The 21,470-nt window shown below is 70.6% G+C and carries 24 protein-coding genes; 14 read left to right on the top strand and 10 right to left on the bottom strand.

Annotated elements, in window-relative coordinates:
• Window positions 1-54: 54 nt before the first annotated feature.
• From ACZ6WN_RS12755 to ACZ6WN_RS12745, 3 genes are read left to right on the top strand one after another with little or no spacing between them, the layout of a single operon-like run.
• Entirely contained in the window at window positions 55-378 is a 324-nt protein-coding gene (locus ACZ6WN_RS12755) for a DUF3099 domain-containing protein (protein WP_465865014.1), read from the top strand.
• Window positions 378-572, top strand: coding sequence for an acetone carboxylase (locus ACZ6WN_RS12750; RefSeq protein WP_465865013.1), 195 nt, complete (start codon window positions 378-380; stop codon window positions 570-572). Before ACZ6WN_RS12755 ends, ACZ6WN_RS12750 begins: the two co-directional genes overlap by 1 nt.
• Window positions 573-594: 22 nt before the next feature.
• A complete protein-coding gene (locus ACZ6WN_RS12745; protein WP_465865012.1) occupies window positions 595-1,533 on the top strand; it encodes a nucleoside hydrolase in 939 nt (312 codons plus the stop codon).
• A 121-nt stretch (window positions 1,534-1,654) separates the two neighbouring features.
• Here the strand turns inward: ACZ6WN_RS12745 and moaA are convergent, their stop codons facing one another.
• A complete protein-coding gene (gene moaA, locus ACZ6WN_RS12740; protein ID WP_465865011.1) occupies window positions 1,655-2,674 on the bottom strand; it encodes a GTP 3',8-cyclase MoaA in 1,020 nt (339 codons plus the stop codon).
• Window positions 2,675-2,740: 66 nt separating this feature from the next.
• Here moaA and ACZ6WN_RS12735 point away from each other — a divergent pair, with 66 nt between their 5' ends.
• A complete protein-coding gene (locus tag ACZ6WN_RS12735) occupies window positions 2,741-3,628 on the top strand; it encodes an SURF1 family cytochrome oxidase biogenesis protein (protein WP_465865010.1) in 888 nt (295 codons plus the stop codon).
• A gap of 4 nt (window positions 3,629-3,632) precedes the next feature.
• Here the strand turns inward: ACZ6WN_RS12735 and ACZ6WN_RS12730 are convergent, their stop codons facing one another.
• Window positions 3,633-5,516 (bottom strand): ABC transporter ATP-binding protein, encoded by a 1,884-nt coding sequence (locus ACZ6WN_RS12730; protein WP_465865009.1) that lies wholly within the window; start codon window positions 5,514-5,516, stop codon window positions 3,633-3,635.
• Between the two features lie 229 nt (window positions 5,517-5,745).
• Between ACZ6WN_RS12730 and ACZ6WN_RS12725 the strand changes: the two genes are divergently transcribed.
• From ACZ6WN_RS12725 to ACZ6WN_RS12705, 5 genes are read left to right on the top strand one after another with little or no spacing between them, the layout of a single operon-like run.
• A complete protein-coding gene (locus ACZ6WN_RS12725) occupies window positions 5,746-7,356 on the top strand; it encodes an ATP-binding protein (protein ID WP_465865008.1) in 1,611 nt (536 codons plus the stop codon).
• Entirely contained in the window at window positions 7,346-7,732 is a 387-nt protein-coding gene (locus ACZ6WN_RS12720; protein WP_465865007.1) for a roadblock/LC7 domain-containing protein, read from the top strand. Before ACZ6WN_RS12725 ends, ACZ6WN_RS12720 begins: the two co-directional genes overlap by 11 nt.
• Window positions 7,733-7,763: 31 nt before the next feature.
• A complete protein-coding gene (locus ACZ6WN_RS12715; protein WP_465865006.1) occupies window positions 7,764-8,126 on the top strand; it encodes a DUF742 domain-containing protein in 363 nt (120 codons plus the stop codon).
• Window positions 8,107-8,694 carry a GTP-binding protein gene (locus ACZ6WN_RS12710; RefSeq protein ID WP_465865005.1) on the top strand — a complete coding sequence of 196 codons (588 nt, stop codon included), beginning with the start codon at window positions 8,107-8,109 and terminating at the stop codon, window positions 8,692-8,694. The genes ACZ6WN_RS12715 and ACZ6WN_RS12710 overlap by 20 nt, the downstream gene beginning before the upstream one ends.
• 33 nt (window positions 8,695-8,727) lie before the next feature.
• Window positions 8,728-9,960, top strand: a complete 1,233-nt coding sequence (locus ACZ6WN_RS12705; RefSeq protein WP_465865004.1) for a cytochrome P450 family protein — start codon at window positions 8,728-8,730, stop codon at window positions 9,958-9,960.
• A gap of 14 nt (window positions 9,961-9,974) precedes the next feature.
• Here ACZ6WN_RS12705 and ACZ6WN_RS12700 read toward each other — a convergent pair whose 3' ends face one another.
• Entirely contained in the window at window positions 9,975-11,573 is a 1,599-nt protein-coding gene (locus tag ACZ6WN_RS12700; RefSeq protein ID WP_091042352.1) for an ABC-F family ATP-binding cassette domain-containing protein, read from the bottom strand.
• 63 nt (window positions 11,574-11,636) lie between these two features.
• On the opposite strand from ACZ6WN_RS12700, the gene ypfJ reads away from it, so the two are divergent.
• Entirely contained in the window at window positions 11,637-12,593 is a 957-nt protein-coding gene (gene ypfJ / locus ACZ6WN_RS12695) for a KPN_02809 family neutral zinc metallopeptidase (RefSeq protein WP_465865003.1), read from the top strand.
• 24 nt (window positions 12,594-12,617) lie between these two features.
• On the opposite strand, the gene ACZ6WN_RS12690 is transcribed toward ypfJ, so the two are convergent.
• On the bottom strand, window positions 12,618-13,535 hold the full coding sequence (locus tag ACZ6WN_RS12690) for a phosphotransferase (RefSeq protein ID WP_465865002.1): 918 nt from the start codon (window positions 13,533-13,535) through the stop codon (window positions 12,618-12,620).
• Between the two features lie 102 nt (window positions 13,536-13,637).
• Here ACZ6WN_RS12690 and ACZ6WN_RS12685 point away from each other — a divergent pair, with 102 nt between their 5' ends.
• A complete protein-coding gene (locus tag ACZ6WN_RS12685; protein WP_465865001.1) occupies window positions 13,638-14,066 on the top strand; it encodes a hypothetical protein in 429 nt (142 codons plus the stop codon).
• A 10-nt stretch (window positions 14,067-14,076) separates the two neighbouring features.
• On the opposite strand, the gene ACZ6WN_RS12680 is transcribed toward ACZ6WN_RS12685, so the two are convergent.
• From ACZ6WN_RS12680 to ACZ6WN_RS12655, 6 genes are read right to left on the bottom strand one after another with little or no spacing between them, the layout of a single operon-like run.
• A complete protein-coding gene (locus ACZ6WN_RS12680) occupies window positions 14,077-14,691 on the bottom strand; it encodes an acVLRF1 family peptidyl-tRNA hydrolase (protein WP_465865000.1) in 615 nt (204 codons plus the stop codon).
• A 9-nt stretch (window positions 14,692-14,700) separates the two neighbouring features.
• The gene (locus tag ACZ6WN_RS12675) at window positions 14,701-15,063 is read right to left on the bottom strand and encodes an MmcQ/YjbR family DNA-binding protein (protein WP_465864999.1); all 363 of its coding nucleotides are present in this window, start codon (window positions 15,061-15,063) and stop codon (window positions 14,701-14,703) included.
• A 25-nt stretch (window positions 15,064-15,088) separates the two neighbouring features.
• Window positions 15,089-15,637: an ASCH domain-containing protein gene (locus ACZ6WN_RS12670; protein ID WP_465864998.1), complete on the bottom strand. Its 549-nt coding sequence runs from the start codon at window positions 15,635-15,637 to the stop codon at window positions 15,089-15,091.
• 26 nt (window positions 15,638-15,663) lie between these two features.
• Complete coding sequence (locus ACZ6WN_RS12665) at window positions 15,664-16,509, bottom strand: GNAT family N-acetyltransferase (protein ID WP_465864997.1); 846 nt, start codon at window positions 16,507-16,509, stop codon at window positions 15,664-15,666.
• 20 nt (window positions 16,510-16,529) lie between these two features.
• Window positions 16,530-17,168 carry a maleylpyruvate isomerase family mycothiol-dependent enzyme gene (locus tag ACZ6WN_RS12660; protein ID WP_465864996.1) on the bottom strand — a complete coding sequence of 213 codons (639 nt, stop codon included), beginning with the start codon at window positions 17,166-17,168 and terminating at the stop codon, window positions 16,530-16,532.
• 12 nt (window positions 17,169-17,180) lie between these two features.
• Complete coding sequence (locus ACZ6WN_RS12655; RefSeq protein WP_465864995.1) at window positions 17,181-18,449, bottom strand: dicarboxylate/amino acid:cation symporter; 1,269 nt, start codon at window positions 18,447-18,449, stop codon at window positions 17,181-17,183.
• A 303-nt stretch (window positions 18,450-18,752) separates the two neighbouring features.
• On the opposite strand from ACZ6WN_RS12655, the gene ACZ6WN_RS12650 reads away from it, so the two are divergent.
• The 3 genes from ACZ6WN_RS12650 (at window position 18,753) to oxdA (ending at window position 21,412) form a co-directional block, all read left to right on the top strand.
• Window positions 18,753-19,094, top strand: coding sequence for a WhiB family transcriptional regulator (locus tag ACZ6WN_RS12650; protein WP_465864994.1), 342 nt, complete (start codon window positions 18,753-18,755; stop codon window positions 19,092-19,094).
• A gap of 186 nt (window positions 19,095-19,280) precedes the next feature.
• A complete protein-coding gene (locus ACZ6WN_RS12645) occupies window positions 19,281-20,267 on the top strand; it encodes an AraC-like ligand-binding domain-containing protein (RefSeq protein ID WP_465864993.1) in 987 nt (328 codons plus the stop codon).
• Window positions 20,268-20,350: 83 nt separating this feature from the next.
• Complete coding sequence (oxdA, locus tag ACZ6WN_RS12640; protein WP_465864992.1) at window positions 20,351-21,412, top strand: aliphatic aldoxime dehydratase; 1,062 nt, start codon at window positions 20,351-20,353, stop codon at window positions 21,410-21,412.
• Window positions 21,413-21,470: the final 58 nt, after the last annotated feature.

The raw sequence follows: 21,470 nt of genomic DNA, 5'->3' as shown, positions 1-21,470 counted from the left end.
TGTTGGGACCACACCATTGACCGGGTGCCATCGACCACGACCTAGACTGGCAGTATGTCCAAGGCGCAACCGATCAGGATCACGACGGCGGGGCGCAGCCGCGCCGAGGACATCGCGATCCGTCAGAAGCGCTACGCCATCTCGATGTCGATCCGCTCGCTGTGCTTCATCGGTGCCGTGATCGCCGGTCTGGCCGGCATCGGCTGGCTGTGGCCGATCCTGATCGCAGCAGCCCTGATCCTGCCCTACGTCGCGGTCGTGATGGCCAACGCGACCAACACCAAGAGCGACGAGATGAACCTGATCGACTCCCCCTACGGCCCGCGCCAGCTCGAGAGCGGACGTGAGCAGCAGCTCCATGAGAAGGGCGAGCTCTGATGGGCGCGCTCGACTCGGACCTGTGCTCGGCCAAGGGCTGCCAGGACTCCGGTTCGTGGGAGCTGCAGTGGAACAATCCGAAGATCCACACCGCCGATCGGCGTAAGATCTGGCTCGCGTGCGAGGCGCACAAGCAGTCGCTCAGCGACTTCCTGGGCGCGCGCGGTTTCCTCAAGGACGTCGTCCCTCACTAGCTGTTCACCCGGAGGCCGTGCGATGAACCCGATCCCCGTGCTCCTCGACTGCGACCCCGGCCACGACGACGCCATCGCGATCCTGCTGGCCCTGGGCAGCCCGCGCATCGACCTGCTCGCCATCACCACCACGTTCGGAAACTGCCCGGTGGAGAAGGCGACCTACAACGCCCAGCGGATCCTCGCGCTGGCGCGGCGGCCCGATGTCCCGGTCGCCGCGGGAGCCGCCGGGCCGCTGGCCGGCGAGGCGCACATCGGCGACTTCATCCACGGCGCCACCGGGATCGACGGGCCCGACCTCCCCGAGCCGCTCGCGGCACCGGTCTCGGCGGGGGCGGTCGAGTTCCTGCGTACGTCGCTCCTGGACGCCCCCGACCCCGTCACCGTCGTCGCCACCGGACCGATCACCAACGTCGCACTGCTGCTGCGCGACCATCCCGAGGTCGGTCCGAAGATCGCCGAGATCGTCTTCATGGGCGGCTCGATCGAGCGTGGCAACACCACGCCGGCCGCGGAGTTCAACGCCTACGCCGATCCGGAGGCGCTCGACCTCGTCCTCGGCAGCGGCCTCCCGATCCGGATGGTCGGGCTCAACCTCTCCCACCAGGCCCTGGCCACTCCCGACGTCGTCGCGCGGATGCGGGCGATGGATCATCCGGTCGGCCGGGCGTGCGCCGACCTGATGGGCTTCTTCGGCGGCACCTACTCCGACGTCTTCGACTTCGCCGCTCCCCCGGTCCACGACCCGTGCACCATCGCGGCCCTCATCGACCCCGGACTGATCACCTGGCACAAGTCGTTCGTGGCCGCCGAGACCGAGGGCCGCTGGACCCGCGGCGCCACGGTCGTCGACCTGCATGGCCGCCTCGAGGAGCCACCCAACGCCCAGGTCGCGATCACCCTCGACGTCGAGGCCTACTGGGACCTCGTCCTCGACGCTCTCGACCGCGTCGGCTCCTGACCCTGCCGAGGCGTCAGGTACGTCGGCCGAGGCGTCACTCCGGACGGCCGAGAGGGCATCCCGGTGACGCCTCGACCGACGCAGGTGACGCTTCGGCCGACGCGGGTGACGCCTCGGCCGGTCAGCCGCCGATGGCGGACATCGGACGGTCGGGCTGGAGGAAGCCGAGGTCGTCGATGCCGTGACCGGCGCGCTTGCCGGCCATGGCGGTGACCCAGCGCGCGGCGAGATCGGCGTCGGAGGCGCCGGCACGAAGTGGCGTACGCAGATCCGACTCGGAGCGCGCGAACAGGCAGTCGCGCACCTGCCCGTCGGCGGTGAGGCGCACCCGGTCGCAGTCGCCGCAGAAGGGCCGCGTGACGGAGGCGATGATGCCGACCTTGGCCGGACCGCCGTCGACGTGGAAGAGCTCGGCAGGGGCGCTGCCGCGGGGCTCTTCGGCAGGCGTCAGGTCGAAGGCCGCCGAGAGCGCCGCGAGGGTCTCGTCGGCGGTCACCATCTTCTCGCGCGACCAGCCGTGCTGGGCGTCGAGAGGCATCTGCTCGATGAACCGCAGCTCGTAGCCGCGCTCCACCGACCAGCCGAGCAGCTCGGCGGCCTGGTCGTCGTTGACCCCGCGCAGCAGGACGGCGTTGATCTTGATCGGGCCCAGACCGGCGTCGGCCGCGGCCTCCAGCCCGGCGACCACGTCGGCCAGCCGGTCGCGGCGGGTGATCTGCGCGAAGGTCTCGGGCCGGATGGAGTCCAGCGAGACGTTGACCCGGTCGAGGCCGGCCTCGGCGAGGGCGCCGGCCGTCTTGGCCAGCCCCAGCGCGTTCGTGGTGATCGAGAGCTCTGCCTCGGGAGCGACCTCGCGGGTGCGCGCGACGATCGGGACCAGCCCGCGCCGCACCAGCGGCTCCCCACCGGTGAACCGCACCTCGCGGACCCCGAGCTGCCCGGTGGCGACGCCGATCAGCCGCACCACCTCGTCGTCGCTGAGCACCTCGTCGCCGGGCAGCCAGTCGAGCCCTTCGGCCGGCATGCAGTAGGTGCACCGCAGGTTGCAACGATCGGTCAGAGAGACCCGCAGATCGGTCGCGACCCGGCCGAACCGGTCGACGAGCCTCTGCTCGGTCTGATCTGTCGGGGAGGTCGTCATCACACCAGTCTAGGCAGGCGCGACCCGGATCGTGAGTGAGGACCGCATGCCAGTTAGTCTCATACGGTGAGTTCGTTCCGTTTCCTGCTCAGCCGTCGCTGGGCCGGTTTCACGGTGTTCGTGCTGGTCCTGGCCTACGGGACCTGGTGGCTGGGCGAGTGGCAGTTCGACCGGCTCGCGGACCGCAAGGCCAGCAACCAGATCGTCCGTACCAATGAGCACGCCGACCCCGTGCCCGTCACCGATGTGCTGGCCTCCGGCACGAAGGTCGCCGAGGACGACGAGTGGCGGCGGGTGACCGCGACCGGGACGTACGCGGTCGACGACACGATCATCTGGCGCTACCGCACCCCCGACGACGCGAAGGGTGTCGACGTCGTCGTCCCGTTGGTGCTCGCCGACGGGAGCGCGGTGCTCGTCGACCGCGGCTGGCTGCAGACCGAGTCTCAGGACGAGTTCGAGGATCTCCCGGCGCCGCCGTCGGGTGAGGTCACGATCACGGGCTGGGTCCGCGCCGACGGCACCGGCGACTCCACCGACGTCGCCCAGGTCGACGGCTACCACGCCACCCGCGCGCTCTCCTCGACCCAGGTCGCCAAGGTGGTCGACGAGCCGCTGCTGACCGGCTGGCTGCACCTCGACACCGAGTCCCCCGAGCCCGCCACCCAGCTGCGCCCGGCCGACCTGCCCGAGCTCGACAACGGCCCCCACTTCTTCTACGGGCTGCAGTGGTGGTTCTTCGGCATCCTCGCCATCGCCGGGTTCTTCTACCTGATGTACGACGAGCGGCGTACGCAGAGCCGGGACGAGCCTGCACAAGACGATGACGCCCCGGCCGATGACGAGAGGACCGACGAGCGCGCCCGCAAGAAGGCCGCGAAGCTCGCCCAGAAGCAGGCCGTGAAGGCGGCCTACCAGGCGGCGTACGAGAAGGAGCGCAGCGGGAAGAGCTGACCGCCTAACGGCGGAACTGCGTCTCGTAGAGCTCCGCGTAGAGCCCGCCGGCAGCGAGCAGCGACTCGTGGGTGCCCGACTCGACGACCCGTCCGGCCTCGACGACCAGGATGCGGTCGGCGGCGCGGATGGTGGAGAGCCGGTGGGCGATGACGATGGAGGTACGTCCCTCCAGGGCGGCGTCCAGAGCGGTCTGCACCGCCGCCTCGGACTCGGAGTCGAGGTGGGCGGTGGCCTCGTCGAGCACCACGATGTGGGGCGCCTTCAGCAGCAGCCGGGCGATCGCGAGCCGCTGGCGCTCACCGCCGGAGAGGCGGTAGCCGCGGTCACCGACGACGGTGTCGAGACCGTCCGGGAGGCCCTTGATGACGCCGGCGACCTGGGCTGCCTCCAGGGCGGCCCAGATCTCCTCGTCGGACGCGCCCGGGCGGGCGTAGAGCAGGTTGCCGCGCACCGTGTCGTGGAACATGTGGGCGTCCTGGGTCACGTAGCCGACCGCGGCCTCGAGCGACTCCAGGGTCACCTCACGCACGTCGAGGCCGCCGACCTCGACCGACCCGGAGCGTACGTCGTAGAGCCGTGCGATCAGGTGGGTGATCGTCGACTTCCCGGCACCGGAGGGTCCGACCAGGGCGACCATCTCCCCCGGCTCGGCCGCGAAGTCGATGTCGGACAGCACCTCGCGCACCTCCCGGCTCTCCGGGCGCGCGATCGCCTCCAGGGAGGCGAGCGAGACCTCGTCGGCACGCGGGTAGGTGAAGGCGACGTGGCGGAACCGCACCGACGCCGCGTCGCGCGGCACCTCGACCGCGTCCGGCTTCTCCTCGATCAGCGACGGCAGGTCGAGGACCTCGAAGACGCGGTCGAAGCTGACCAGCGCGGTCATCACGTCGATGCGTACGTTGGAGAGCGCCTGCAGCGGCCCCAGCAGCCTCACCAGCAGCAGACCGAGCGCGGTCAGGGTGCCGAGCGTGACGTCGCCCTGGATCACCATCCAGCCGCCGACGCCGTAGACCAGCGCGGTCGCCAGCGCCGGCACCACCTGCATCGTCGCCCCGAACAGGCGGGTCAGCAGCGCGATCCGGATCCCCAGGCGGCGTACGACGTCCGCACGCCGGGCGAAGGCGGCATCCTCCTCCTCGCGGCGGCCGAAGAGCTTGAGCAGGAGCGCCCCGCCGACGTTGAACCGCTCGGTCATCGTGGTCGCCAGCGCCGCGTTGCCGTCCATCTGCTCGCGGGTCAGGCCGGCCAGGCGGCGACCGACCCAGCGCGAGGTGAGGAACAGGATCGGGAACAGCGCGACGCACATCAGCGTCACCTGCCACGACAGCACCAGCATCGCCGCGCCGACCACGACCAGGGAGATCAGGTTGGAGACGCTGTTGGACAGGGTCGAGGTGAAGGCCCGCTGCGCGCCGAGCACGTCGGTGTTCAGGCGGCTGACCAGCGCACCGGTCTGCGCCCGGGTGAAGAACGCCAGCGACTGCCGTTGGACGTGGCCGAAGACCTGGGTGCGCAGGTCGAAGATGAGTCCCTCGCCGATGCGGGTCGAGAGCCAGCCCGAGACGATCCCGAACCCCATGTCGACCACGGCCACCAACGCCATCGCCAGCGCCAGCCAGACCACCAGCGAGACGTTCTGCTCGAGCACACCGTCGTCGATGAGCCGCTGGGTCAGCAGCGGGGTCACCACGACGAGCGCGGCGTCGAAGACCGTGAACACCAGGAACGCGCTGATCAGGGTCCGGTGGGGCCTGGCGTAGGAGATGACGCGCTTCAGGGTGCCCTTCGGCAGTCCGCGCTGGAGGACCGTCCGGTCGGCACGCAGGTTGCGCATGATTCCGCCGCCGCCCATCGCCCCGCCGCTCGCACCGAAGCCTGGACCCATTTGTGACACTCCGACACCTTAGTCGCCCGGTCGCGTCCGGCCTCACCGGGACGCTTCGTCGAAATATGGTCAAAATCACCTCGAGTAGGTGACCAAGCGCTCTGTTGGTGGTATGAAGTGGAGCGCGTGTGTGCGCCGGTCTCCGGGGGCTGGATCAGGATTCATCCAGACTGCCCTGAACCCGCGGGTCCATGCCCTGACTGCTCACCCCCACCCCAGGTGCCCCGACATGACCCGACCACTCCTGGACCGACTCCACCGAGCCGGCCCATGGTTCTGCAGTACCGCGATCCTCCTCTTCGTCGCGCTCTCCCCCGTCATCTTCGTCACCGCCTCGGGTGACCAGTGGTTCTGGCCGTGGATCCTCGCCGGCGTACCCGTCGTCGCGCTCACCCTGTGGCTCACCGCCATGGCCTACGAGCACGCCCCCGCCGAGGCGTCAGCCCCGCTGGCCGAGGCGTCACGTGCGTCGGCCGAAGCGTCAGGCGCGCAGGCCGAAGCGTCACGTACGTCGGTCGAGATGGCATCGGATGACGTCTCGACCGACGGGAGCAACGTCTCGCACGACGTACCTGACGCCTCGCCCGACGTACCTGACGCTTCGCCCGACGCAGCCGACGCTTCGGCCGACCGGGGTGACGCCTCGGCCGACCGGGGTGACGCCTCGGCCGACGGGCCTGACGCCTCGGCCGAGTCGAATGCGCGAGGCGGGGATGCCGGGATGCGGGTGGCGGTGCTGTCGCTGTCTCGCAAGGTGCAGGCCTCGGCGCACCGGATCCAGGAGGAGTCGACGCGGATGGTGGCCAAGTTCCCGGCCGAGCCGGACGTGCTCGAGGCGGGGATGCGGGTCGACCATGCGGCGGCGCAGCAGGCGCGGCTGGCACAGAGCATCGCCACGCTGTGCGGGGAGCAGCCCGGGCAGCACTGGCGCGACCCGCTGGCGATCGCGGACGTCGTCCGCGGCGCCGCAGGACGGATCACCGCCTACCGCCGGGTCCGGGTGGAGGGCGACCCGCCGGTCGCGGTCCAGGGTGCGTACGTCGAGCCGCTGATCCACCTCGTCGCCGAGCTCCTCGCCAACGCGACCCAGTCCTCGCCGCCGGCGACGGAGGTGCTGGCCACGATCCGTTCCGTACGCCGCGGGGCGTCCCTCGAGATCGACGACGCCGGCGTGGGCATGGACGAGACCAACCTGGCCTGGATGCGTGAGATCGCCTCGGGCACCCGGCAGGTGCGCCTGCACGACCTCGGCGAGATCCCCCAGACCGGCCTGGCGGTGGTCGGGACCTACGTACGCCGCCACGGGTTCCGCGTCGATCTGACCGAGTCCGTCCACGGCGGCCTGCGGGTCGCCGTGCTGGTCCCCGAGGCGATGACCACCCCGCTGGACCCGACCATCCCCGAGCAGGTCGCCCCACGTACGCCGGTCTCGACCCCCATTCCCGCCTCCCTCCTGGCCAACGCGCCGAAGGCGCCGCCCGCCTCGACGACCCCTGCCTGGCCGGTCCACAGCACCGCGAAGGCACCCGATCCCCTCCCCGACCACGAGCAGCACAAGCAGCACGAGCAGCACGCGCCGTCGCTGTTCACCTCCGACGGCCTGCCGCAGCGGCGCTCGAAGCGCGGCCAGCGCCTGCTCACCGGGCAGCAGCCCGCCGCGCACCAGGAGGCGCCGCCGGAGCCGACCGCGGAGCAGGCCGGCGCCTGGATGAGCAGCTTCCTCAGCACCCCGGCCACCCCCACCCCTGCTTCCGGCACGCCGATCCCACACCAGAGCGACCGCATCACCGCGGAGACCGATTCCGCATCCGAGAACCACTGGAGGAACCATGACCGATGAGAACAGCTGGATGCTGGAGCTGGTCGCGGGAGTACGCGGCGTACGTCATGTCGTGGTCCTCTCCGCCGACGGGCTCGTCCGGGTCCGCACGAGCCACACCGCGCGCGAGGAGGCCGACAAGCTGGCCGCGGCCTGCGCCGGCCTGACCTCGCTCGGCCACGGGATCAGCCGCCAGTTCGGCGCCGATGCCCACCCACGCCAGGTGATGGTCGAGTTCAACGGCGGCTTCCTGTTCATCCGTGGCGCCGGCGACGGCTCCCGCCTCGCGGTGGTCACCGAGATGAGCATCGACCCGGCGCTGGTCGCCCAGCAGATGCAGGCGACCGTCCTGATGCTCGGGGAGCGCGCGATGAGCACCCCGAGACGCTCGATCTGAGCCGAGAGCCGAACCGAGCCGAACCGAGACGATGCCCGACGCCCGCGACGACGACTACGTCGACCACCCGATCCGGTCCTACGTACGGACGGGTGGTCGCGCCCGCCCGACCCACCGGCTGACACCGGCGACGCTCCTGGTCGGCCACACCAGCCCGTCGGCCGCGCCCGCGGCGGTGGGCCGCCAGGAGCGCGAGGTCCTCTCCCAGTGCCTCGGCGTGATCTCCATGGCCGAGATGGCCGTCCATCTCGGCCAGCCGGTCAGCGTCTTGGCGGTGATCGCCTCGGACATGATCGACGCCGGCCTGATCGGCGTACGCCCCGACAGCGACACCGCCACCGGCCCCTCCCGCGAAACCCTCCAGAAGGTCCTGCATGCTCTCAACCACCTCTGACGACAACCGCTATCTGCCGTCGACGGTCGTCGAGTCGGTCAAGATCTTGGTGGTCGGCTCCTTCGGAGTCGGCAAGACGACGCTGATCGGCTCAGTGAGCGAGATCGAGCCTCTGCGCACCGAGGAGTCGATCACCCAGGCCAGCGAGGGGATCGACGAGGTCGCAGCGACCCCGGAGAAGACGACGACCACGGTCGCGATGGACTTCGGCCGGATCACCCTGACCGAGGAGATCGCGCTCTACCTGTTCGGCACCCCCGGGCAGCGCCGCTTCTGGGACCTGTGGTCCGGCCTCGCCGAGGGCGCCGCCGGTGCCCTGGTGCTCGTCGACACCCGCCGCCTCGAAGACTCCTTCGAGGTGCTGGACCAGCTCGAGACGCGTACGTCACTGCCGTTCGTCGTCGCGATCAACCAGTTCCCCGGCGCGCCGAACTACGAGCCCGACCAGATCCGCACGGCGCTCGACCTCGATGACGAGACCCCGATCGTGATGTGCAACGCCAAGAACCGCAACGCCTGCGCCCGAGCGCTCGCCGCGCTCGTGCGCCACGCCCTCAAGACGCCCTGACCCCCGATCCACGACCGACAGGCACTCCTCGCGATGACTCCCACCCGCACCGTACGTCTGGCCGATCTCACCGACCTCGTCCAGGCACCCGACACCGTCGGCCCGAACGCGCGGGAGGTGCACGAACGGCTCCGGGCCGAGTGGGGCCCGGTCGCCCCCGGCGAGCTCTCCCCCGGCGTACGTCTCTGGTTCGCGATGGGCTATGCCGAGTTCAGCGAGGTCATCCGCAACGAGGAGGTCTTCTCCCGCAACGGCGACAACTGGAGCGCGGTGCAGGAGGGCAGGATCCTGCCGGACATGCCGATCTACCCCTTCGTCACCACCCGGCAGAACTCCTTCCACAACGACGGCGAGCTGCGCCGGCGGCTGCGCTCGCCGGTCGACCGGGCCCTCTCCCGGGTCGACGAGCACGGCTACGCCGCACAGGTACGCAGCATCTGCAACGGCCTCGTCGACGACATGCTCGAGCGCGGCGAGGCCGATCTGGTGCAGGACTACGCCGTCCTGATCCCGCTGCTGTCGGTCGCCGCGATGTTCGGCATGGGCCACGAGGTCGGCGACTCGATGCGCAAGGCCGCCCACAAGGTCCTCGGTGGCGGCCAGCTCGCCCAGGAAGGGGTCATCGAGCTGGCCGTGGAGATCGTCGACCACATCGCCAAACGCCGCAGGGACCCCCAGGACGACCTCACCTCGCACCTGATCGACGACCCCGGCCTGTGGGACGACAACGAGGTCATGGAGGCGATGATCGTGATGATCATCGCCGGCAACGAGCTGACCATCGCGACCATCACCCAGACCCTCCTGCTGATGCTCTCCGACGAGCGCTTCGCCGGCCGGCTGCGCGGTGGCCGCCTCGACGTCGACCAGGCGATCGAGGAGGTCATGTGGCGCGACCCGCCGTGCTACAACATCACCCCGCGGTTCGCGCTGCGCGACGTCGAGCTCGGCGGTCAGCTGATCCGCAAGGGGGACGCCGTGGTGCCGTGCATCGCGGCCGCCAACGTCGACCCGCTGATGACCGGCGGCGACCCGTGGCTGGAGATCGGCAACCGCGCCCACATGTCGTGGAGCGCCGGCCCCCACTCCTGCCCCGCCCAGCGACCGGGCACGATCATCGTCCAGGCGGCCGTACGCACCGTCCTGGAGCGCCTCCCCGAGGTCTCCCTCGCGGTGCCGGCCGACCGGGTCGAGCGCAACACCGACTCGCTCTCCTACCGCTACCCGACCTCGATGCCGGTGACGTTCGTCCGCACCCTCACCTGATCGCCGCCAGCAGGTCAGGCGAGCGAGACCAGGTCGGCGTACTCCTCGTTCCACAGGTCCTCGACGCCGTCGGGGAGGATGAGCACCTTGTCGGGCTCCAGCGCGTGCACGGCGCCCTCGTCGTGGGTGACGAGCACGATCGCGCCCTCGTAGCGGCGGATCGCGTTGAGCACCTCCTCGCGGGAGGCCGGGTCGAGGTTGTTGGTGGGCTCGTCGAGCAGGAGCACGTTGGCCTTGGAGACGACCAGGGAGGCCAGCGCCAGCCGGGTCTTCTCGCCACCGGAGAGCACCCCGGCGGGCTTGTGCACGTCGTCGCCGGAGAAGAGGAACGCGCCCAGCACGGTGCGGGCCTCGGTGTCGGTCAGCTGCGGCGCCGAGGACTGCATGTTCTCCAGCACCGACCGCTTGGTGTCGAGGGTCTCGTGCTCCTGGGCGTAGTAGCCGATCTTGAGCCCGTGCCCCGGCACGACCTCGCCGGTGTCGGAGGCGTCGACGCCGGCCAGGATGCGCAGCATCGTCGTCTTCCCGGCGCCGTTGAGGCCGAGGATGACCACGCGGGTCCCCTTGTCGATGGCCAGGTCGACCGCGGTGAAGACCTCCAGGCCGCCGTACGACTTCGAGAGGTCGTGGGCGGTCAGCGGAGTCTTGCCGGAGGGCGCGGGCGAGGGGAACTTGATCGCGGCGACCTTCTCCTGCTGCCGCTCGCCCTCGACACCCGCCATGATCTTCTCGGCACGCTTGAGCATGCTCTGCGCGGCGGTCGCCTTGGTGGCCTTGGCGCGCATCTTGTTGGCCTGGTCGGTGAGCGTCTTGGCCTTGTTCTGCGCGTTCATCAGCTCGCGCTTGCGGCGGGCCTCGTCGGTCTCGCGCTGGGTCAGGTACTGCTTCCACGGCATGTTGTAGATGTCGATCACCTCGCGGTTGCCGTCGAGGTGGAAGACCTTGTTGACCGTCTGAGCGAGCAGGTCGTTGTCGTGGGAGATCACGATGAAGCCGCCCTTGTAGGACTTCATCCAGTCGCGCAGCCAGATGATCGAGTCGGCGTCGAGGTGGTTGGTCGGCTCGTCGAGGATCAGCACCTCCGCCGAGGAGAACAGGATCCGCGCCAGCTCCACCCGGCGTCGCTGACCACCGGAGAGCGTCTTGAGCGGCTGGGTCATGATCCGGTCGGGGATGCCGAGCGACTGGGCGATCTGGAGAGCCTCGGTCTCGGCCGCGTAGCCGCCGCCGGCGTCGAGCTCGTCGTGGGCGCGCTGGTAGCGCTTCATCGCCTTCTCGCGCACGTTCGGGTCCTCGGAGCCCATCTCCTCCTCCGCGATCCGCATGCGGCGTACGGCATCGTCGAGCCCGCGCGCGGACAGGATCCGGTCCTTGGCGATCACCTCGGGATCACCGACCCGCGGGTCCTGGGGCAGATAGCCGATCTCACCGGTGTTGGACACCGTTCCGGAGGCGGGCAGGTGGTCGCCGGCGAGCACCTTCGTCAGAGTCGTCTTCCCCGCGCCGTTACGGCCTACGAGCCCGACCTTGTCGCCGGGTCCGACTCGGAAAGTGACGTTCTCCATCAAAAGTCTGGCGCCGACGCGGACTTCTAGGTCATGGGCAGTGATCATCTCCGTCACTAGTGTATGGGCGGGGCACTCGGCCTCACACATCACCACCTCCAGGGGGACAAGATGCGGTTCAACCCGAAGGCCAGACTCGACACCAGCCGGACCTCCGGCGGAGGTGGCGGTGGCGGGTTCGGTGGTGGGAGCGGTGCCCGGATCCCGATCCCCGGCGGCAAGGCGGGCGGTGGCATCGGCACCGTCATCGTGCTGCTGATCTTCTTCCTCATCACTCAGTGCACCGGCGTCGGCCCGCAGGTCCTCGGCGACGGCGGCGGCTCCACGTCGGTCGGCACCGGCACCTTCGGCGGCATCGAGGCGGCCGAGGGCGGCGACACCGGCGACTTCGGGTCGTGCCAGACCGGCGAGGACGCCAACACCGACGAGAACTGCGCCTTCGTAGCGCTGGAGAACTCGATGACGGGCTACTGGGACTCCCAGCGCGACCTCTCCGGCCGGTTCCGGCCCGAGCAGTCCGTGGTGATCTTCGCCGACCAGGTCCAGACCGGGGGCTGCGGCGCCGCGTCCAGCGCCGTCGGGCCGTTCTACTGCCCGGCCGACGAGACCATCTACCTCGACCCGACCTTCTTCGACTCGATCTTCGAGCAGCTCGGCGGGCAGGACACCACCTTCGTACGCGCCTACGTGCTCGCCCACGAGTACGGCCACCACATCCAGAACCTGCTCGGCACCATGGGCCAGGTGCGCACCCAGCAGGGCCCCGAGTCCGACGCCGTACGCCTGGAGCTGCAGGCCGACTGCTACGCCGGCATGTGGACCGCCGCCGCCGAGGGCGACGGGTTCGTCGAGGACATCACCGACCAGGACATCACCGAGGGCATCACCGCCGCCAAGACCGTCGGCGACGACCACATCCAGTCCCGTACGACCGGCCGCGTGGACACCTCCCAGTACACCCACGGCTCCTCCGAGCAGCGGATCGCCTGGTTCCGGAAGGGCCTGACCACCCCCGACTCGATCGCCGGCTGCGACACCTTCAAGGCGCGGGACCTCGACAACCCGTAGGCCCCTGCTGGTCGAGCAGATGCGTCACATCTCGAGCAGCGCCTCCACCAGCGGTGCCTGCTTCTGCAGGGTCCGCAGGTGGGGCGCGACCGCGGGATGGCGGAACTTCGCGAGCAGCGGGCCCTCCCCCGGCGTGACCCGGCTCAGTGCCCACTCCGCGCGGCTGAGCGCGGTGTAGACCGCGCTGATCTGCGCGCCGAGGGTCGCCTCCTCGCGGGTCGCGATGCCGGGCGGCAGCCCCAGGACGTACGCCTCCAGCAGCGGGTCGAACGACTCCCGGGCGTAGAGCAGATGGAGGCCGAGGTCCCCGCCGACGGGGCCGTGGCCGAGGCTCGACCAGTCGATCGCGACCAGCCGCTCGCCGTCCTCGGTGCGGCCGAGCAGGTTCTGCGGCGCGGGGTCGCCGTGCTGGGCGACCTGGGGAAGCTCGTCGAGGAGATCGGTGAAGCGGCCGCGCCGCTGCCAGAGGGTGTGGGCGATGTCCGCGGCGGTCGTCCGCATCATGGTGGGCCAGCCGCCGTTGTACTCCACCCGGGCCATCCGGTCACGGAACTGGTCACGCGCCAGCCAGCGCACCTCGCCGAGGTCCGCGCCGGCGAAGCGGCCCATCGAGAGGGCCGCGAAGAGGCCGGAGTTGGCGGCGTCCTCGACCCACTCGGTGGTCAGGGTGATGCCCTCCTCGTCCTCGACGACGCTCGTGCGCGCGGCGATCATGCCAGGGGTGTCGTCGACGAGCCCCGAGGTCGCGACGTCGGCCGCCCGCCGCCAGTAGGCGAAGTGTCGCCGGCGGCTGAGCTCGCCCGGATCGTACGGCCCCGGCTGCCCGAGCCGCTTGACCACGACCGGCTCCTGTTCCTCGCCCACGGCGGTGCGCCAGACCCCCAGCGTGGAGGGTCCGGTGCCGCCGGGAAGGACGAGCCACCCGGGGTCGGGCTGCCACATGCTTGCCAAAGTAGCGCATCCTCGCAGGTCGCAGCGGCACTCACCGCCGCGATGCGATGACGGGATGCTGAGTTTGGTCCTGGGGCCGATATGGTTGAGCCGATGTCCGAGACCGACTACTGCGAGCTGTGCGACCTGCCGCTGTCACAGTGCATCCATGGGCGGCCCCCGGCCCCGCCCGCTCCGGCTCCGGTGAAGAAGCCGACGACCCGTGTGCGCAAGACCTCGACGAGCGCGACGGCCGCCGCCCCGAAGGTCGTCACCAAGTCCGCTCCCCGCAAGTGGACCCCGCCGGCCGCGTTCGCGCCGCTCATCCTCGAGATCCTCGAGACCGCCGGCGGCTCGATGTCCGCCGACGACGTCCTCGACGCGCTCGAGAGCCAGCTGGCCGACAGCCTGCTGCCCGGCGACTTCGAGACCACCCCGGAAGGCGAGCTCCGCTGGCGCTACGCGGCGCGACGCGCCCGCCAGACGCTCCTGAGCGACGGCCTGATGGTCAAGGGATCGCCGGGAGTCTGGCAGCTCCCCTGACGCCGAGGCGTCAGGCGTCGGCGTTGAGGACCTCGATCCGCACCTTCTGGGCGTCCTCGATCGCCTGATCCAGCACCGCACGGTTGGGGTCGTGCACGGGCAGCCACGGTCCGGTCACGGTGAGCGGTTGAAGCCGGCGGTCCTCGAGCACGTCGTCGACACCACCGTGGTCGCCGCCCGTGACGAGCGGGCCACGCAGCCCGTGCAGGATCCGGGCGGCATGCTCGGCCGCCGCCTCGTAGGCAGCGCTGGCCTGGTTGGCCCGGCGCCGGGCGAAACGCTGCTGGCTCCAGCCACCCGCCTTGGTCTTGCCCTGCACGTGGCGCCGTCCGATCTTGTGCTCGGCGATCTCGCCGCCGCTCATCCGCGCGATCGCGAACCCGCCCTTGCGCACCAGCAGCAGACCCCACTCCTGCGGGGCCGCCGAGGCGGCGATGAACGCCTCGACCTCGGCCGGCCCGGCGTACGTCTTCTCGAACGGCAGCGCCGCGATGAACGCCGAGCCGTCGGCCGCGGCACCGGTCAGCGCACCGGAGTCGACCGCGAGCCGGGTCTCCCCGTGGCGGGCGGCGAAGTTGTCGACCCAACGCTGGATCCGAGCGACCGGGACGGCGACGTTGGGCATGTCCGTACGCTACCGGTCCAGGCCGCTCAGCAGCCGAGGCGGCGCGATCTGCCGATACGCGTCCTCGCAGATCTCGGCGACCTCGGCCCAGTCGACGTCACCGTCGAGCCGCATCCCGACCCAGCCGCGGCCACCGACGTAGGGCGGCACGAAGAAGCGCTCGGGATCATCACCCACGACCTCGGCCTGCACCCCCGCCGCAGCGGCCGCCCACAGATGCGGCTCGTCGCGCCCGTGGTGCCCCAGCGGCCACAGCATCACGAACTGCTTCTTCACGAAGAACCCGGGCGCGCCGTGCGTCACCCGCTCGGCGCTCTCCGGAAACCCGAGGCAGATCCCTCGGACCCGCTCGGTCAGCTCGGTCGGTGTCATGCCCCCGACATCCGATCCCCTCGGATCACTCCGGCTTCGGCCAGATGAGCTCGAAGCGCTCGAGGACGACGGGCATGTCCTGGGCGAAGCCGCGGTCGTGACCGGCCTCCTCGGTGAAGAAGCGCTCGTGGACCTCGCGCCAGTGCTCCAGGGATCCGTCGCCCTCGCCCTCGGCCCGGGCGTGCTCCTCGGAGACCTCCTCGAAGGGAACCACGTCGACGGCGGTCGTCACGACGAGAGCACGGGGGTGGCCGTCGCCGTCGAGGACGATGCCGAGCGTGCCGACGGTCGGGATGGGCTCCTCGGCGGCCTCGTAGTCCCACATCGCCGAGGCAGTCGCGGTCTTCACCCCCTCGAGAACGAGCTCGAGGAGCTCGTTGGACTGCTCCGGGGTGCCCCCGAAGGCCCAGGCCGGCGGCTGCAGCGCCTCCAGCGGCGAGGCGCCGAAGTAGCCGGGGGCGGCGCTGAGGTGGGCGTGATGCTTCACGTCCTCCCAGAACGCGGCGATGTCGGCCTCCTGCTGGGTCTCGGAGACAGGGGCATCAGGCGCAGGGGTCACGGCGTCGTCGCTCATAGGCGTCACTCAACCACAAGTCGGGGCTAGCCGTGCCGGGACTCGGCCGACGTGGTCGGCGCGGCCGACCGGGCCGTGATCAGGCGGGCCTCGACCCGCCAGCCGAGACCGGCATAGAGCGGCTCGCCCATCTCGCTGGCGACCAGCAGACCATGCACCGCACCGGCCTCGCGAGCCGCCTCGGCGAGCAGGCTCATCACCGCACCGCCGAGACCACGGCGGCGGTGACCGGGGTCGGTCTGGACCCGGTCGGCGACGGCATCGGCGCCGATGACCGCGATCCGCCCGCCGGCCGCGACCTCCTCGCCCGCGCTGACCGTCACGGTGATCACGCCGCCGTCGCGCTCGACCTCGACCCGGTAGCCATCCGGGAGGTCCCGCGACGCGTGGTCGGCCAGCTCGATCGACATCAGTGCCTCCTCGGCGTCGCTCGCCGCCAGTCCGCCCTCGACGAACCAGGGACGTACGCCGGCGGGCGAGTCGGTCGCCACCGACAGCCAGGCCTCGGGCGTGGCCCGGACGGTGTCGACGAGACCGGCGAGCGTGTCCGTGTCGTCGGTCGCCACCCACTCGACCCGGCGGCCGGGCTCCCCCACCTCCACGCGTACGCCTCCGGGAACCGCGGCGGGTCGCGGGAAGCCCCGTGCGTAGGCCCAGCCCCGGGCCCACCGGGAGACGAGGTCCGCAAGGCCGCCGGTACCGGCGGCAGCGGCGAGCGCGGCCTGGCGACCGCGGTACCACTCCCCCAGCACCGTCGCGACCAGCACGGCGAAGGCCAGGCCGAACGCGAGCGGGTCCAGGGTGAACAGCCCGATCACCGCGATCCCGACAGCGGCGATGTATCCGAACCAGATCCGACCGGGAGACTCCACGTCCGCGGAGCCTACCCGGGTCAGCCGAGCCGCTGCCGCAACGTCGCCACCCCTGGTCCGTCGAGATCGGCCAGCGCGACCGACCGGCCGGAGAGGGCCATCGCCAGGGCCTCGCTGGGGCCGGCGACCTCGGTCTCGGCCCGCTCCGCCGCCCAGGACCAGTCCTGGTCGGTCGCACGCAGCGCGAGCCCGTCGAGGCGTCCGGCCGGCACCACCCCGAGCGAGGCCTGCCTGGTCGGCAGCCAGTCGAGCACCGCGCGCCAGTCCTCGAGCGGGACGTCGGTGTCGAGGCCGAGCGGCCGGGCGCAGTCGCGCAGGTGGATGCAGTGGTCGGCGAACTGCCCCATCGGGCCGACCCCGGGCGCCGGCACCCGCTTGGTGGCGTACGTCCTCAGCAGCCCGGTCAGCTCGGCGACCGGCCGTCGCGCCTGCTCCCCGGCGATCTCGGCGGCGGCCCGGTCGATGGAGCCACGGGCCCACAGCGTGCGCCACAGCAACCGCCCGATCCCGACCGAGAACGGCATCGCGCTGTGCCCCAGCACCTCCCGCACCGTCCAGGCCGAGCAGAGGCTCGGCGTCTCCATCTGGGCCTCGTCGAGGCCGTCGAAGAAGTCGGCGAGCAGGCGGCGGTTGGCGGCGGTGCGGGCGGCGACGTCCATGGCCTCATCGTGTCAGGCCGCGACCTCCTCCGTGACCGGCTCGACCACCGGCTTCGTCCCGGCGTAGACGTCCCGGTCGATCTCACCGGCACCGTGGGCGACGAGCAGGGCGACCATGGTGTCGCCGTTGACGTTGAGGAACGTGCGCAGGATCCCGGTGAACCAGTCCACGGCGATGAGCAGCCCGGCGGCCTCGATGGGCAGGTCGAGCGACGTGGCCAGGAAGATGGCGACGACCGGGAACCCGCCGGGCACCGTGATCGTGCCGATGTTGAGCAGCACCGCGAGCGCCATCCCGAGCGCGATGTCGCCCGGGGAGAGCGAGACCCCGGAGGCCTGGGCGAGGAAGAGCACCACGATCGTGTAGTTGAGCACCGCGCCGCACGAGCCCATCGTCATCCCCAGACACAGGGTGAAGTCGGCGACCCGCTTCGAGATCCCGAACTTCTCGACGGCGTTCTTCAGCACGGTCGGGAAGGTGACCGCCGAGGAGGTCGTGGTGACGGCCACGACGGTCTGCTCGGCGAGCTTCGCGGGCAGGAGCAGCGGGTTGAGCCGGGTGACGGCGACGACCACGACGACGTAGAGGGCGGAGATGATCACCACGCCGGCCAGGGTCGCGCCCAGGTAGGCGAGCGCGGTGGTGACCACCGAGAAGCCGACGCGGCCGGCGAGGTCGGCGAGGAGGCAGAAGACGCCGACGGGCGCCAGGAACATGACGTACCTGATCATCAGCAGGACGATCGCCTGGATCTGCTCGAAGAAGGTGAGCACGACGGTCGGGCCGTTCAGGGCGGTGTAGCGGTTGAGCGCGAGACCGAAGATCAGGGCGAAGACGATGATCGGCACCATCGCGCCGGTGGCCATCGCCTCGACCACGTTGGTGGAGACGAAGCCGGTCACCGTCTGCTGCCACCCGACCGCGGTCGCCGCGGCCGAGTCGCTCAGCGTCGGGTCGAGATCGCCGTCGTAGCGCATGCCCGAGCCCGGCTGGATCAGCTCCGCGAGCCCCCACCCGACGAAGGCGGCGACCACCGCGAACCCCAGCATCCAGCCGAACGTCGCCCCGGCGAGCTTGCCCGCACCGGCCCCGGTCATCGCGCCGGTGGCGACGATCACCGAGGAGGCGACCAGCGGGACGATCGACATCTGGATGAGCCGGATGAAGATGTCGCCGACGAACTTGAGGTTCGCCGCCCACTCTCCCACCACCAGGCCGAAGACGATGCCGGCGACCGCACCGACGAGGATCAGGACGGCCGGGGACTTCAGGACCTTCATCGGGTCTCCTAAGCGTCGGGGACTCCGGACGCTAACGAGGCCGCGTACGCCGCGGGTTAAGCCGCCGTCACCTGCACGTTTCCCGCGACAAACCAGTGGCCCCGGCCGGCGCCGGGTGAATACCCTTGCTGTCATGCGCGAGACGACGATCTGCAACCACCTGGGCCGACCGGTCCAGGACGTGGAGTTTGCGCGCTCGGAGCCGCAACGAACGTAGGTGCTCACCGCATCCACCAGGGCCGCTCCGATCGATCAGGAGCGGCCCTTTCCCATGTCCGGCAGCATCACCAGGAGGTGAACGAGATGGAGATCATCACACTCTTCGGAGAAGGGTTCAGCACCAAGACCTACGAGCTCACGCTGAAGCACCCGACTCCCCGGAGCGACGAGTGGGCCTGCGTGGGCGAGAACCCGGAGCTCTTTCACCCCGAGGACCTCACCCAGCTCGCCGAGGCGCAGGAGGTCTGCGCCGGCTGCCCGATGCGGCAGACCTGCCTCGAGCTAGGGACCGCCCGGCGGGAGTGGGGTGTGTGGGGAGGTGTCCTCCTGGAGAGCGGGAAGCCCCGCACCGAGCCCAGAACTCCCGGAAGAAAGCCCTACAAGCGCAGCCAGGAAGCGATCGCGAGGGCAGGCCGAGTGGCGTGAGACGTGACGTGGGAGTCCTGGGGTCACCCGGTGACCTCGGGACTCCCACCATCGGCGTACGTCCTCGTCGCGTGTTGCGCCAGGGTGAAATCTCGCGCAGGAACGCCGATCGACCGTTGACAGGAGCACCCGAGCCGCGCACTGTGGGCGGTTATACATCCCCGCGTCATGATCGGAGGCGGCGTCATGTCCTGGCAGCAGCGGGTCGCTGTCGACACCCAGCAGGTGCCCCCGGCCGAGCGTGCCGACTACTGGCGTGAGCACGTCTGCAACAGCTTCGTCCCGCTGGAGGTGCGCCCCGCCGGCGAGAGCATCGGCGGCCGGATCACCGGTTCCTCGCTCGCCCAGACGCACGTACGCCGCATCCGGGCGGTCGGCCATGAGTTCGAGCGTCGCGCCTCGGACATCCGTCGCAACGACCCCGAGGTGCTCCACGTCATCGTCCTCAACCGCGGCGTGACCCAGGTCGAGCAGGACGCACGGATCGCGACGATGCACCCCGGGGACCTGCTCTTCTACGACAGCTCGCGACCGTTTCGCTTCGTCACGCCGCAGGCTCTGGACTACACGATCGCTCTGCTCCCCAAGCGTCTTCTTCCGGTCTCCGAGCAGGGCATACGGACCGGCACCGCTCGTGCGCTCGACGGCAACCAAGGGCTCGCCGCGGTCGCGCGTGACCTGGTCCGCGCGATCGCCCGGCACTCCCTCAGCGACACCGAGAGCGGCCAGCTCGCGCTCCAGCACACGTTGGTCGGGTTCCTCGCCGCTCTGCTCCCCGCCCAGGCCGCCGCCGCACCGTCCGGTGCCGTCCACCGAGAGCTGGCCAGATCCTTCATCGAGCATCACCTGAGCGACCCCGACCTCTCCCCCGCAGACATCGCGACCGCCTGCAGCATCTCGGTGAGCTACCTGCACCGGCTCTTCGCCGACGACGGCTGGACGGTCGCCGGCTACCTGCGCGAGCGGCGGCTCCAAGCCGCGTACGAGGAGCTCGCGGGCGGTCGCAACCCGGGCGAGCCGGTCGCCGCGGTCGGTCATCGGTACGGACTGGTCGACCCGTCCCACTTCAGCCGCCTCTTCAAGGCACGCTTCGATCTGCCCCCCGGCGAGCTGCGCCGGTCCTCTGCCGGGCTGCCCGGGTCGACTGTGCAGCCATCGTCAACGCCTGGGTAGCCGTGTCCTACGCGGGCACACGCCGCTCTTCCTAGTGTCGATCACGGGTCATGACGACCCGCCCGACACCGCCAGGAGGAGCCATGGAGTCCGCGATCGACCAGCACCTGACCTGTCCGAGGTCCCTGTCCCGTCGAGTCCCCGACGACTACCAGCCGCCGTTCCCGATGTGGGTCGGGCGTGCCGACGCCGACGTCGAGCAGGTCGTGATGGCCTACCTCGGCGTCCAGTACCGCGACGAGGACCAGCGACCGACCGCTCTCGCGGCACTGCGCAACCTCGTCGACAGCCTCGAGGGCACCGACGGCGCCACCCATCACGACCTCACCCACCACGTCGACAACCAGGGTCACCACAATCTGATGGTGGTCGGCTACTGGAGCGACCCCGCTGCGTACTGCCGCTGGCTGCTCTCCGAGGAGATCGCCGGCTGGTGGAGCTCGCCGGAGCGCCTCTCCGAGGGGCTCGGCTACTTTCGAGAGGTGGTCGCACCGCGGGCGGACCAGTTCGAGACGCTGTACGCCTTCCAGGACCAGCTACCCGGGGTCGGCGCGGTGATGGGCCGGACCAGCGGTGAGATCAACGAGCACGGCTACTGGGGTTCGATGCGGGAGCGCTTCCCGCTCTCCCAGACCGACTGGATGCAGGCTCGCGGCTCGCTGAGCGTCGTCTCCGGTGACCCGGCCGCCGGTGGCCGGGTGGTGGTGCAGGGTCACGACAACATCGCCCTCATCCGCTCGGGCCAGGACTGGATCGAGGCCGGTGACGAGGAGCGCACGCTGTATCTGGACGAGATCCTGCCGACGCTTCAGGCGGGTATGGACTTCCTGCGGGACAACGGCGCCGACGTCGGCTGCTACAGCAACCGGTTCGTCCAGAGCATCGACCTCGACGGCAACCTGCTCGACGAGAGCTACAACATCGGCCACTGGGCCTCCCTGGACCGGCTCGAGCGCTGGGCCGAGTCCCACCCGACCCACCTGCGGATCTTCACCACGTTCTTCAAGGTCGCCACCCGCCTCGACAAGCTCCGGCTCTACCACGAGGTCTCGGTCTCCGACGGTCGACAGCAGCTCTTCGAGTACCTCAACTGCCACCCGGCCACGGGGATGATGCGCGACGCCGAGATCCCGGCGCACGCCTGAGCGAGAACCGGTCATCACCTTCCCCGCATCCGAACGACCGGGTGGGCTCCCAGCCACC

This window comes from Nocardioides sp. NPDC054178 (assembly GCF_055585005.1).
Note: the sequence above shows the minus strand (reverse complement) of the source record. Positions and strands in the feature narration are given on the sequence as shown.

Bases quoted from the DNA above. Each gene is read 5' to 3' on its own strand.
- ypfJ (WP_465865003.1), top strand. From the start codon at position 11,637: ATGCGGTTCAACCCGAAGGCCAGACTCGACACCAGCCGGACCTCCGGC.
- ACZ6WN_RS12650 (WP_465864994.1), top strand. From the start codon at position 18,753: ATGGAGATCATCACACTCTTCGGAGAAGGGTTCAGCACCAAGACCTAC.
- ACZ6WN_RS12720 (WP_465865007.1), top strand. From the start codon at position 7,346: ATGACCGATGAGAACAGCTGGATGCTGGAGCTGGTCGCGGGAGTACGC.
- ACZ6WN_RS12730 (WP_465865009.1), bottom strand. From the start codon at position 5,516: ATGGGTCCAGGCTTCGGTGCGAGCGGCGGGGCGATGGGCGGCGGCGGA.
- ACZ6WN_RS12700 (WP_091042352.1), bottom strand. From the start codon at position 11,573: ATGATCACTGCCCATGACCTAGAAGTCCGCGTCGGCGCCAGACTTTTG.
- ACZ6WN_RS12705 (WP_465865004.1), top strand. From the start codon at position 8,728: ATGACTCCCACCCGCACCGTACGTCTGGCCGATCTCACCGACCTCGTC.
- ACZ6WN_RS12710 (WP_465865005.1), top strand. From the start codon at position 8,107: ATGCTCTCAACCACCTCTGACGACAACCGCTATCTGCCGTCGACGGTC.
- ACZ6WN_RS12690 (WP_465865002.1), bottom strand. From the start codon at position 13,535: ATGTGGCAGCCCGACCCCGGGTGGCTCGTCCTTCCCGGCGGCACCGGA.
- ACZ6WN_RS12675 (WP_465864999.1), bottom strand. From the start codon at position 15,063: ATGACACCGACCGAGCTGACCGAGCGGGTCCGAGGGATCTGCCTCGGG.
- ACZ6WN_RS12685 (WP_465865001.1), top strand. From the start codon at position 13,638: ATGTCCGAGACCGACTACTGCGAGCTGTGCGACCTGCCGCTGTCACAG.
- ACZ6WN_RS12750 (WP_465865013.1), top strand. From the start codon at position 378: ATGGGCGCGCTCGACTCGGACCTGTGCTCGGCCAAGGGCTGCCAGGAC.
- ACZ6WN_RS12715 (WP_465865006.1), top strand. From the start codon at position 7,764: ATGCCCGACGCCCGCGACGACGACTACGTCGACCACCCGATCCGGTCC.
- ACZ6WN_RS12745 (WP_465865012.1), top strand. From the start codon at position 595: ATGAACCCGATCCCCGTGCTCCTCGACTGCGACCCCGGCCACGACGAC.
- ACZ6WN_RS12670 (WP_465864998.1), bottom strand. From the start codon at position 15,637: ATGAGCGACGACGCCGTGACCCCTGCGCCTGATGCCCCTGTCTCCGAG.
- ACZ6WN_RS12755 (WP_465865014.1), top strand. From the start codon at position 55: ATGTCCAAGGCGCAACCGATCAGGATCACGACGGCGGGGCGCAGCCGC.
- moaA (WP_465865011.1), bottom strand. From the start codon at position 2,674: ATGACGACCTCCCCGACAGATCAGACCGAGCAGAGGCTCGTCGACCGG.
- ACZ6WN_RS12645 (WP_465864993.1), top strand. From the start codon at position 19,281: ATGTCCTGGCAGCAGCGGGTCGCTGTCGACACCCAGCAGGTGCCCCCG.
- ACZ6WN_RS12725 (WP_465865008.1), top strand. From the start codon at position 5,746: ATGACCCGACCACTCCTGGACCGACTCCACCGAGCCGGCCCATGGTTC.
- oxdA (WP_465864992.1), top strand. From the start codon at position 20,351: ATGGAGTCCGCGATCGACCAGCACCTGACCTGTCCGAGGTCCCTGTCC.
- ACZ6WN_RS12660 (WP_465864996.1), bottom strand. From the start codon at position 17,168: ATGGACGTCGCCGCCCGCACCGCCGCCAACCGCCGCCTGCTCGCCGAC.
- ACZ6WN_RS12680 (WP_465865000.1), bottom strand. From the start codon at position 14,691: ATGCCCAACGTCGCCGTCCCGGTCGCTCGGATCCAGCGTTGGGTCGAC.
- ACZ6WN_RS12655 (WP_465864995.1), bottom strand. From the start codon at position 18,449: ATGAAGGTCCTGAAGTCCCCGGCCGTCCTGATCCTCGTCGGTGCGGTC.